Source organism: Paraburkholderia sp. (genome assembly GCF_035501035.1).
Lineage (GTDB): Bacteria > Pseudomonadota > Gammaproteobacteria > Burkholderiales > Burkholderiaceae > Paraburkholderia.
Genome location: NZ_DATJWR010000166.1, coordinates 1 through 10,729, shown reverse-complemented (window position 1 = coordinate 10,729; position 10,729 = coordinate 1). Strand labels below are relative to the sequence as shown.

Genomic DNA, 10,729 nt, shown 5'->3' with positions numbered 1-10,729 from the left:
AATCTTTTTCGCTTCGTCAACCTCTTTTTTGCGTCACCGCTGAAAAGCTGCTGATCAAGGCCCCCGCCGGTTTCCGCGGCGGCCTTCGCGTGTCGGACATCACTGACATCGAACTGCGAAGGGGGCGAATCTTAGCGCTCCAGCAGCCGCTCCGCAAGATGACAGGCGGAAATTTTCCTTACTTCCCGGCGATAGCCGCCAGCGGCACCGCATCGGCCATCGCCGCGTAGCCCGCATCGCTCGGGTGGATGTGATCGCCGCTGTCGTATCCACGGCGTAGGCGCACCGGATCAGCCGGGTCGCGCAGCGCCGCGTCGAAGTCAACCACGCCATCGAATACGCCGCTCGTCCGGATCCACTGGTTGACCGCGGTGCGGATCGCCTCGCGTTCAGGCGGTAACGACGCCGGCGTCAGCGTCGCACCGAAGATGCGCACGCCGCGCCCGTGCGCCTGCGCGACCACTCGCCGGTAGCCCGCGATCAGATCGTTCGCGTCCACGTGCGTATGAGGATAGTCACAGTCGAGGCCCGAGCGCGCCGGCATCGACTGGAAATTGATGTCGTTGATGCCGATGAGCAGCACCACAGTCCGCACGCCCGCGTGGCCCAGCGCGTCGCGCCCGAACCGCCGCTCGAGCGCCTCGCCGTAGCACGGCGAATCGCTGAGCAGGCGGTTGCCGCTGATCCCGAGATCGATCACGGCAAGATCCGCGCGCTGCGACTGCGCAATACGGCGCGCCAATGCGTCCGGCCAGCGGCGGTTCTGATTGAGCGTGGAGCGCATGCCGTCGGTAATGGAGTCGCCGATCGCAGCCACCGTCGACGCTCCCGGGGCCTCGACCGCCAGTCCAGTCACCCAGGCATACTGGGTGAAGCGCTCGGTAAACGCACCACTCGACGCATCCGCGACGTGACTACCTGGACGCGAGACATAGTTCACCTGACTCGCCACGCGATGCCAGGCCACCATCGTTTGCTCAGGTCCCATATAAGAACTGATGGCGTACGGTGCACCCGCCTTGAGATCGGTGTGCACCGGGTCGCTATCGAGCGCCGCGCCAGGCGGCACCGACACCTGCGCGCGGCCGCCGAAGGTCACCCGCACCATGCCCGCTTCGCTCGCCGCCGCGCCACCGGCAGAAGGCGCGATCGCCATCGCCTCGATCACGAGCGGTGTGCGTCCATAGAGATTGCTGACGTGCACGCGCGCGAGCGTGCCGCCGAGCGTCGGATACACGATCTGACGAACGGTGCGCCCTGCAACTTCGGGCGCACGATAGAGCGCCGGAAGCGAGTCTCGCTGGGGAATCGACTGGAGCGCCGTGGCCCAACTCGTGACCCAGGAGCCTGACGGTTGTTGTGCAAACGCCGGCGACGCGCCGCCAAGCGAAACGAACACAGCGGCCGCGGCCGCGAGAGGAGCAAAAGAAATCTTCATCCGGAAAACCAGTGCGCGGGCAAACGGCCATTGTGCCCCATGGCCCGCTGCGCAGCCTTCCATCCGCCTGACAAGTCGCCAGCTTGCTTCGCTTGGGCAAACCCCATGCAATCCCGCCGCCGGTCCACTAAAACTCGACCATCACTCTGTCTCTTTTTGCGTCACCTCAAAATATTCATTTACCGACCGGTCGGTTGGTTTATACTGCGCACCATACCCAACTTCGACGAGAGCGTCTTCATGTACACGCAATCCCTCGACATCCCCGGCAACGTTGCCCCGCTCGATGCGGAGGCCGCCTCGCCTGAGCAGGCCCAGTTCGACGCCGTGATGGCAGCCGACGGCAAGATCGAGCCGCAGGACTGGATGCCCGAAGCCTATCGCAAGACGCTTGTACGCCAGATTTCGCAGCACGCGCACTCGGAAGTGGTTGGCATGCTGCCCGAAGGCAACTGGATCTCGCGCGCCCCGAGCCTCAAGCGCAAGGCGATTTTGATTGCGAAGGTCCAGGACGAAGCAGGCCACGGCCTCTATCTCTATAGCGCAGCGGAAACGCTCGGTGTCTCGCGCGACCAGCTGATCGACGCGCTGCACGCCGGCAAGGCCAAGTACTCGAGCATCTTCAATTACCCGACGCCCACCTGGGCGGACGTCGGCGTGATCGGCTGGCTCGTGGACGGCGCCGCGATCATGAACCAGATTCCGCTGTGCCGCTGCACCTATGGCCCGTACGCGCGCGCCATGATCCGCATCTGCAAGGAAGAGTCGTTCCACCAGCGTCAGGGCTTCGATGCCTTGCTCGCGATGATGCAAGGCACCGACGCGCAGCGCGAGCTGGTCCAGCAGGCCGTGGACCGCTGGTGGTGGCCGGTGCTGATGATGTTCGGCCCGAGCGACGCCGATTCGGTCCACAGCAACCAGTCGTCAAAGTGGGGGATCAAGCGCATCTCTAACGACGACCTGCGCCAGAAGTTCGTCGATGCCACGGTCGAGCAGGCCAAGGTGCTGGGCGTGATGCTGCCCGACCCGGACCTCAAATGGAACGAGGGCCGCGGCCACTACGACTACGGAGCGATCGACTGGGAAGAATTCTGGCGCGTCGTCAACGGCGACGGTCCGTGCAACCGCGAGCGTCTCGGAACGCGCGTGAAGGCGCACGACGAAGGCGCGTGGGTGCGCGAAGCCGCCCTCGCCCACAACGAAAAGCAACGTCAGCGCGCCGCCAGGCACGCCGCGTAATCCACAGCAAATGGAACCGGAGTCAGCGCCGAAGCGCTAACTCCAGTCGACACAGGAAGGAAGGAGATCCGGAATGAACAAGGAATGGCCGATCTGGGAAGTGTTCGTGCGCAGCAAACAGGGCCTCGACCACAAGCATTGCGGCAGCCTGCACGCCGCTGACGCCACGATGGCGCTGCGCATGGCGCGCGACGTCTATACGCGCCGTCAGGAAGGCGTGAGCATCTGGGTGGTGCCGTCGTCGGCGATCACGGCGTCGGATCCGAACGAGAAGGCCGAGCTCTTCGAACCGGCCGGCGACAAGATCTATCGCCATCCAACGTTCTACACGCTGCCCGATGAAGTCAACCACATGTAAGAGCGCAACATGACGACGCCCACGCCCGAACATCTCGCGTACGTGCTGCGCCTCGCCGATACGGCGCTGATCCTCGGTCAGCGCAATACGGAATGGTGCGGCCACGGCCCTATCCTCGAAGAAGACATCGCGCTCGCCAACATGAGCCTCGACCTGATCGGTCAGGCGCGGCTGCTCTACACGCACGCCGCCACGCTCGAAAAGGCGCTGACCGGCCGCGAACGCACCGAGGACGACTACGCCTATTTCCGCGCCGAGCGCGAATTCGCGAATTACACGCTTGCCGAGCTGCCGCACTTCGGCCCGCTCGTCGGCACGACGCATTCGTCCAACGACTACGCCGTGACGATCGTGCGCAACTTCCTCTACGCGACGCTCATGGCGCATCTCTGGACGGCGCTGCTGCGCTCCGCCGATCCGCAGCTGGCCGCGATCGCCGAGCGTTCGATCAAGGAAACGCGCTATCACGTGCACCACGCGCGCGAATGGCTGGTCCGCTTCGGCGACGGCACGGACGAATCGCATCGCCGCGCCCAGGCCGCGCTCGACTGGCTGATGCCATACACGCGCGAATTCTTCACCACCGACGCCGTCGAAGCGGCCGTTGCCGAAGCCGGCATTGCGCCACTCGCCGCGCAGCTCGAAGCCGCCTGGCGCACCGACGTGGAAGCCGCGCTCGAGGAAGCCACGCTCACGCTGCCCGCGCCGGTGAAACACGTCACGACCGGCAAGCTCGGTGAACACTCGGAACACATGGGCTTCGTGCTCGCCGAAATGCAGAGCCTCGCGCGCCAGCATCCGGGCGCACGCTGGTAAGCCCACTCATTGGTCCCCGCAGTGGTCCGCCAAGTGGTCCCCTAAGGGGTCCCCCAGGCAGGAAATAGAGGAAGTCACGATGCAAGCAACGGCAGATCATGCGCTCGAACGCGCGTGGGAGGTGCTCGAAGCGGTCCCCGATCCGGAGATTCCGGTCGTGTCGATCCGCGAACTCGGCATCCTGCGCGAGGTGCGCCGCACGGCCGACGGCCAGATCGAAGTGGTCATCACTCCGACCTACTCGGGCTGTCCGGCCATGTCGCAGATTGCGGAAGACGTCGCACACGCGCTCGACGCCGCCGAACTCGCGCCATACCGCATCGCGACAACCCTGACGCCCGCGTGGACCACCGACTGGATCACCGACGAGGCACGCGAGAAGCTGCGCGCCTACGGTATCGCGCCTCCCACAGGCAACTGCGGAAGTCACGCGCCGGCCGGCGAACAGCCGATCACCTTCATGCCGAAGTCGCTGCCCGTGCCCGCCTGCCCGCACTGCGGCTCGAAGCACACCGAGCGCCTCGCGCAGTTCGGCTCGACCGCGTGCAAGGCGCTCTACCGCTGCATCGATTGCCGCGAACCCTTCGACTACTTCAAACCGTACTGATATGGCCACTCCGCAATTTCATTCGTTGCGCATCCGCGAAGTGCGGCCCGAAACCGCCGACGCGGTCTCCGTCGCCTTCGAGATCCCGCCCGAGCTCCGCGATGCGTATCGCTTCACGCAAGGGCAGTTCGTCACGCTCAAGACCCACATCGACGGCGAAGAAACGCGCCGTTCTTACTCGATCTGCGTCGGCGTGACCGACTACGACCGTGACGGCGAACTGCGCATCGGCATCAAGCGCGTGCGCGGCGGACGCTTTTCGAACTTTGCGTTCGAGCAGCTCGCACCGGGCCACGAAATCGACGTGATGACGCCCGACGGCCGCTTCTTCACGCACCTGAACGCCGAGCACGGCAAGCATTACGTGGCGTTTTCGGGCGGTTCGGGCATCACGCCCGTGCTCGCGATCATCAAGACGACGCTCGAAATGGAGCCGCGCAGCGCGTTCACGCTGGTCTACGGCAACCGCAGCGTCGACGCGATCATGTTCGCCGAAGAGCTGGAGGATCTGAAGAACCGGTTCATGGATCGCCTGCGCCTCTATCACGTGCTTTCCGACGACCTCCAGGACGTCGAACTCTTCAACGGTGTGCTCGATCAGGCCAAGTGCGCCGAGTTCCTCCAGACGCTGCTGCCAGCCGACGAAATCGACGAAGCCTTCATCTGCGGCCCCGGCCCGATGATGGACGCCGCCGAAGCTGCGCTCAAGGAGGCGGGCGTGCCGTCGCGGAACGTGCACGTCGAGCGCTTCGGCTCGCCGTTGCCGCAGGCTGGCGTGCCGCCGATCGAAATCACCGAAAGCACGCCGGCAGCCGATCTCGAGATCGTGATCGACGGCAAGAAGCGCAAGATGCGTCTGCCGTACGAGGGCGTGAGCCTGCTCGACGTCGGCCTGAAGGCGGGTCTCGCGCTCCCGTACGCCTGCAAGGGTGGCGTGTGCTGCACCTGCCGCGCCAAAGTGCTCGAGGGCGAAGTGAAGATGGACAAGAACTACACGCTTGAGGAGCAGGAAGTGAAGGACGGTTTCGTCCTCACCTGCCAATGCCATCCGGTCAGCGAGCGAGTGGTCGTGAGCTTCGACGAGCGTTAGAGCAACAGCACGCTTTCGGCCTACAGGCTATCCGCTTACACTAGGGGCCGCCCGCAGGTGTTGCAGCGCAGCGCTGCAACACCTGCGGGCGGCTCCTTTTGTTTTTTGCGCACCTTCGGGCTTTCAGGCGTTCATCGTGAACGCAACGAGTTGTCGATGACCACGATTCACCTCATTTACGGCGAACCGGCCGCGGCGGCGCTACGCGAGGCTCTCGAACGAGCAGGCCGCCCCGCCGACGATCACTCGGACCACGTGATCGCCTTGCGCGACGAACTGACGGTCGGCCCGCTTCGCGACATCGACGAGCCCGGCGGCCCGGGCCTCGCGCAGCGCACCAACTTCTGGGAGCGCCTTGGCGGCGTGCCGCCCACGCTCGCACGCGACGAGTGCGCGGAGCTGAACGCTCTCGAGGCCGTCGATGCCCACGTGGTGATCTGGCACTCCAACGACGCGGCGCACCAGCTTGCACTGCGGCGCGTCTGCTACCGGTTGCGCAACGTGCCGCAGCGATTGAACGAGGTGCGCCTCGCCGCGGATGAAATTTCGGGCCCGAACGCCGCAATCCGCCTCACGGCCAGGCTCCCCGACGCCGCGCCGATCTCGGTGCTGCGCATCACGCGCCTCGCGCTCGAGTGGCAGGAAGCCAAGTTCGCCAACGGCGAGACGCGTCGCTGGCGCGACAACACGTTCACGAGCGGCTCGTGGAGCGATCTCGACACGCTGATTCTCGACGTGCTCGCCACACACGAAACCACTTCGGCGGACACATCATGGCTCGCGAGCGACGCGCTCGGTACGGCGCTCACGCGCGGCGGCGCGGGATTCACGGTCGGCGAGCCGGTCGTGCTGTGGCGACTGCGCGAGCTGGCCGCAGCCGACGCGTTGCGTCTGCGCGACGACATGTGCGCCGCCTGTGCGCCCGTCGCAGCAGCCGCGCGCGCCACGCGCCCGCCTCTCCCGCTAACCGCCACGCACCTTTCCCTCCCCCGCTGAATCACCATGGCACGCACCCGAGCGCCCGACCACGAAACCCAACGCGATCAGATCCTCGAACTCGCCGCCGCCAAGTTCGCGCAAACGAGCTACCCAAGCACCTCGATGTCGGACCTCGCGGCCGCGAGCGGCACCTCGAAGGCGCGGCTGTATCACTATTACGAGAGCAAGGAAGCGATCCTCTTCGATTTGCTCGACCGCTACACGAAGCGGCTCATGCTGATCATCGCGGAGGTGGAAGGCGCGAGCCAGCGGCGCGGACTCGACGAGCGCGAGAGCTTCGCAGAGCTGATCCGTGCGTTTCTCGCGGAGTACGAGACCTCGCACAGCCGCCACGTGGCGCTGCTGAACGACGTCAAATATCTCGTGGATGCCCAGCGCGAAATCGTATTGAACCGCCAGCGCGACGTGGTCGCCGCCTTCACGCGCCAGCTCGCGCGCGCCTATCCGGGGCGGGTGACAACCGAGAATCAGACCGCGCTGACGATGATGGTGTTCGGCATGATCAACTGGACGTTTACATGGCTCAAGCCTGGTGGCCGCATGGGGTATCGCGATTTCGCGGAGCAGGTGATCGCCGTGGTCGATCATGGTCTGAAGGGCGCCTGAGCGCGCGGAAATTTCGGGTCAAATTGACGCGATGCAGCATGACACATGGAGACAACAGTTGCCGCGTCAAGTTACCCACTTAGAATAATCATTAAAAATCAACGGCTTAAAATTGCGCTTTGATTAATTAGGTACAACACTCAAATTCTCACTCCGGGTTTTCCCTAGCCCATACCCAGGGTTTCCGCTAGAATGCGTTTTGCGGCGCATCATGCCGCACGCATCTTAAGGAGAACCCACCATGAACCCGCTTTCGACCCAATGCAACGCGCAGACCCTGTCGTCCGTCCGCTCGTTGACGTCCGGTCATGTGCCAGTCATGGTGCGAGTGCTCACTTCGGCCGACCGCGATCGCTTGCTCACGCACTTTCTCGCGCTCGACCGTGACGACCGCCTGCTGCGCTTCGGCCAGGCCGCGCCCGATCATGTCATCGAGAACTACGTGCGCTCGATGGACTTCACGCGCGACACCGTGTTCGGCGTGTTCGACCACCAGTTGCAACTCACGGGCGTCGGCCATCTGGCGTATCTGCCGGCGGACGGCAACGGCCGCACGGCCGAATTCGGCGTGTCCGTGCTGGAAAGCGCCCGCGGCCAGGGCGTCGGCTCGAAGCTGTTCGAGCGCGCAGCCATCCGCAGCCGCAACACCCACGTCACGACGCTCTACATGCATTGCCTCTCGCGCAATTCGACAATGATGCACATCGCGAAGAAGTCGGGCATGAAGATCGAGTACGCCTACGGCGAAGCCGATGCCTACCTCTCACTCGAGCCGGCCGACCAGAGCAGCATCATCGCGGAAATGCTCCAGGAGCAGGCTGCGGTGTTCGACTACGCGCTCAAGCGCCAGGCACGCCAGGCCAGCAAGCTGATCGAGACGATCCTGCCGCAAGCGGTTGCGGCGTGACTCCTGCCCGTCAGGGCTGGCTGATGAACTGAAAAAGCGGCTTCGGCCGCTTTTTTCGCATCTGGGCGGCACAGCGTCAGCGGATCGGCAAGGCCGTCGTCTCCTTGAACGTGTCGAGCGAAAAACTCGACTTCACGTCGATCACCGATGGATGGTGCAGCAACTGGTCCTGCACGAAACGCGAAAAGTGCGCCATGTCCTCCACCTGCACGCGCAGCAGAAAATCCATGTCGCCCGTCATGGCGTGGCAAGCCACCACTTCCGGCCAGGTCTGCACCGCCGCGCGAAAACGCTCCGCGTGCGTGACGCCGTCGCGCCCCGCCGCCGTGGGGCCACGCTTTTCGAGCCGCACGTTCACGTAGGCGAGCAAGTCGAGCCCGAGTTTCTGGGCATCGAGCAGCGCCACATAGCCGCGTATCACCCCGCTTTCCTCCAGACGCCGGATGCGCCGCAAGCAAGGGCTCGGCGAGAGGTTCACGCGCTCCGCGATCTCCTGGTTCGAGAGCCGGCCATTCTCCTGAAGGATCGCCAGAATTCGCCTGTCGATCGCATCCAATTCGATGCTTGCCATTTTCTGCCATCCACTCATTTTATTGAGGCAGTTTATAGCGCAAATCGATGACATAAAGACCTAACTCGCAAGTTTTCTCCCAATTCAGCGGACTACACTTTCTGCACGAAATCTGATCTACATCAGCAGGAGACACGCATGCACATCCCCACCTGGGAGAACCCCGTCGGCACCGACGGCTTCGAGTTCATCGAATACACCGCGCCGGACCCGAAGGCACTCGGCAAGCTGTTCGAGAGCATGGGCTTCACCGCCGTCGCGCGCCATCGCCACAAGGACGTCACGCTCTACCGCCAGGGCGACATCAACTTCATCGTCAACGGTGAACCCGATTCGTTCGCGCAGCGCTTCGCGCGCCTGCACGGCCCGTCGATCTGCGCGATCGCGTTCCGCGTGCAAGACGCCGCCAAGGCCTACAAGCATGCGCTCGAGCTGGGCGCATGGGGCTTCGACAACAAAACGGGCCCGATGGAGCTGAACATTCCCGCGATCAAGGGCATTGGCGACTCGCTGATCTATTTCGTCGACCGCTGGCGCGGCAAGAACGGCGCCGCGCCGGGCAGCATTGGCGACATCAGCATCTACGACGTGGATTTCGAGCCGATTCCAGGTGCGGAGCAGAACCCCGTAGGCCACGGCCTCACCTATATCGACCACCTCACGCACAACGTCCATCGCGGCCGCATGGCCGAATGGGCCGAGTTCTACGAACGCCTCTTCAACTTCCGCGAAATCCGGTACTTCGACATCGAAGGCAAGGTGACCGGCGTGAAGTCGAAGGCGATGACCTCGCCGTGCGGCAAGATCCGTATCCCGATCAACGAGGAAGGCGGCGAGACGGCCGGCCAGATCCAGGAATACCTCGACGCCTATCACGGCGAAGGCATCCAGCACATCGCGCTTGGCACGAGCGACATCTACCGCACCGTGGATGGCCTGCGTGCCTCGAACATCGCGCTGCTCGACACGGTCGACACCTACTACGAGCTCGTGAATCGCCGCATCCCGAACCACGGCGAGCCGCTCGACGAATTGAAGAAGCGCAAGATCCTGATCGATGGCGCACCCGAAGACCTGCTGCTACAGATCTTCACGGAAAACCAGATCGGCCCGATCTTCTTCGAGATCATCCAGCGCAAGGGCAACCAGGGATTCGGCGAAGGCAACTTCAAGGCGCTGTTCGAGTCGATCGAGCTCGACCAGATCCGCCGCGGCGTGGTGCAGGACAAGGCCTGACGCACCCGCCCTGCCGGGAAAGACGGCTAGCAGCAAACAAAAAGGGCGAAGATCACGCGATCTTCGCCCTTTTGTCTTTTGAATCCGCCGCTGCACACCCCGGCGGCCGATTCGGATGAATGGAATGCTGCGCGGATCAGCGCGGCATCAGGATTGGCGCTCGGCCTTCGCGGCCGGCATGGCGTTCGTGTCCGCCTTTGCGCTCAGCGTGTACTGGGCGCACCGGGTCGTCGCATTCTCGCCGTTCCTCGTGCCGGCGTTCGAATGCAGCGGCGCGCTCATGGCAAAGAACGCGGCCGAGACCGTCAGGAAGGTCTGGATATGTCGATTATTCATGCTGTACTCCTTTTTTCAGACTGCCTGTTGCGATAGTGCCCCTTTACAACCAGGGGCGCTGCGCGGTTTGCACAGGTGAGGGAGTTAGACAGCATATTCAAGTGCGGTTCCTTGCCCGTGCAAGTTTTACACGTTGTTACGCCGCCCCGTATTCCGATACATCCTTTGTTACACGAGGATCTCGAGCCGCTTTCGCGACAGACAGCCCGCCACCAGGCCCGAAGCATGCGTGCGATTGCCGGGCCGCTTATCCGGCGAGCAAAAGCGGCGGGTTTGTCCGAGTGCTACTATCGAACAAAAGAAGCCAATATGGCGTCCCCGGCCAACGCATTCACAAGATGCCGAGGCCCTGAAGTTCTGGCGATCCCACAACGGATTGGTTGGATGGAGGAAGACACATAATGAATGCCCCGCTAGACGCAGGTCAGCGCGCTTCGCTCGAAGCCGCACTCGCTTCCGTCACGCTCGACGATAAATACACCCTCGAACGCGGCCGCGCGTACATGAGCGGCATCCAGGCGCTGGT

General features: G+C 63.7%; 13 protein-coding genes. 10 read left to right on the top strand and 3 right to left on the bottom strand.

What is annotated here, in order from left to right; genetic code table 11:
* Positions 1 to 230, top strand: a 230-nt coding sequence (locus tag VMJ11_RS11580; RefSeq protein ID WP_325619555.1) for a hypothetical protein, incomplete at its 5' end; no start/stop codon positions are given.
* Here the strand turns inward: VMJ11_RS11580 and VMJ11_RS11575 are convergent.
* On the bottom strand, positions 179 to 1,438 hold the full coding sequence (locus VMJ11_RS11575) for an SGNH/GDSL hydrolase family protein (protein WP_325619554.1): 1,260 nt from the start codon (positions 1,436 to 1,438) through the stop codon (positions 179 to 181). The two genes, VMJ11_RS11580 and VMJ11_RS11575, sit on opposite strands and share 52 nt — an antisense overlap.
* Before the next feature lie 240 nt (positions 1,439 to 1,678).
* Between VMJ11_RS11575 and paaA the strand changes: the two genes are divergently transcribed.
* The 8 genes from paaA (at position 1,679) to VMJ11_RS11535 (ending at position 8,060) form a co-directional block, all read left to right on the top strand.
* Positions 1,679 to 2,677, top strand: a complete 999-nt coding sequence (gene paaA / locus VMJ11_RS11570; RefSeq protein ID WP_325619553.1) for a 1,2-phenylacetyl-CoA epoxidase subunit PaaA — start codon at positions 1,679 to 1,681, stop codon at positions 2,675 to 2,677.
* A 73-nt stretch (positions 2,678 to 2,750) separates the two neighbouring features.
* On the top strand, positions 2,751 to 3,035 hold the full coding sequence (paaB, locus tag VMJ11_RS11565) for a 1,2-phenylacetyl-CoA epoxidase subunit PaaB (protein ID WP_034188015.1): 285 nt from the start codon (positions 2,751 to 2,753) through the stop codon (positions 3,033 to 3,035).
* A 9-nt stretch (positions 3,036 to 3,044) separates the two neighbouring features.
* Positions 3,045 to 3,851, top strand: coding sequence for a 1,2-phenylacetyl-CoA epoxidase subunit PaaC (gene paaC / locus VMJ11_RS11560; RefSeq protein ID WP_325619552.1), 807 nt, complete (start codon positions 3,045 to 3,047; stop codon positions 3,849 to 3,851).
* Between the two features lie 79 nt (positions 3,852 to 3,930).
* Positions 3,931 to 4,458, top strand: coding sequence for a 1,2-phenylacetyl-CoA epoxidase subunit PaaD (gene paaD, locus VMJ11_RS11555; RefSeq protein ID WP_325619551.1), 528 nt, complete (start codon positions 3,931 to 3,933; stop codon positions 4,456 to 4,458).
* A 1-nt stretch (position 4,459) separates the two neighbouring features.
* The gene (gene paaE, locus VMJ11_RS11550; protein WP_325619550.1) at positions 4,460 to 5,548 is read left to right on the top strand and encodes a 1,2-phenylacetyl-CoA epoxidase subunit PaaE; all 1,089 of its coding nucleotides are present in this window, start codon (positions 4,460 to 4,462) and stop codon (positions 5,546 to 5,548) included.
* A gap of 156 nt (positions 5,549 to 5,704) precedes the next feature.
* Positions 5,705 to 6,544: a DUF1835 domain-containing protein gene (locus VMJ11_RS11545; protein ID WP_325619549.1), complete on the top strand. Its 840-nt coding sequence runs from the start codon at positions 5,705 to 5,707 to the stop codon at positions 6,542 to 6,544.
* 6 nt (positions 6,545 to 6,550) lie between these two features.
* Positions 6,551 to 7,153, top strand: a complete 603-nt coding sequence (locus VMJ11_RS11540) for a TetR/AcrR family transcriptional regulator (protein WP_325619548.1) — start codon at positions 6,551 to 6,553, stop codon at positions 7,151 to 7,153.
* A 241-nt stretch (positions 7,154 to 7,394) separates the two neighbouring features.
* Complete coding sequence (locus tag VMJ11_RS11535; protein ID WP_325619547.1) at positions 7,395 to 8,060, top strand: GNAT family N-acetyltransferase; 666 nt, start codon at positions 7,395 to 7,397, stop codon at positions 8,058 to 8,060.
* 76 nt (positions 8,061 to 8,136) lie between these two features.
* On the opposite strand, the gene VMJ11_RS11530 is transcribed toward VMJ11_RS11535, so the two are convergent.
* The gene (locus VMJ11_RS11530) at positions 8,137 to 8,631 is read right to left on the bottom strand and encodes an Lrp/AsnC family transcriptional regulator (protein ID WP_325619546.1); all 495 of its coding nucleotides are present in this window, start codon (positions 8,629 to 8,631) and stop codon (positions 8,137 to 8,139) included.
* Between the two features lie 138 nt (positions 8,632 to 8,769).
* On the opposite strand from VMJ11_RS11530, the gene hppD reads away from it, so the two are divergent.
* On the top strand, positions 8,770 to 9,867 hold the full coding sequence (gene hppD / locus VMJ11_RS11525) for a 4-hydroxyphenylpyruvate dioxygenase (protein ID WP_325619545.1): 1,098 nt from the start codon (positions 8,770 to 8,772) through the stop codon (positions 9,865 to 9,867).
* 147 nt (positions 9,868 to 10,014) lie between these two features.
* Here hppD and VMJ11_RS11520 read toward each other — a convergent pair whose 3' ends face one another.
* Positions 10,015 to 10,203 (bottom strand): hypothetical protein, encoded by a 189-nt coding sequence (locus VMJ11_RS11520; protein ID WP_325619544.1) that lies wholly within the window; start codon positions 10,201 to 10,203, stop codon positions 10,015 to 10,017.
* Positions 10,204 to 10,729 lie beyond the last annotated feature (526 nt).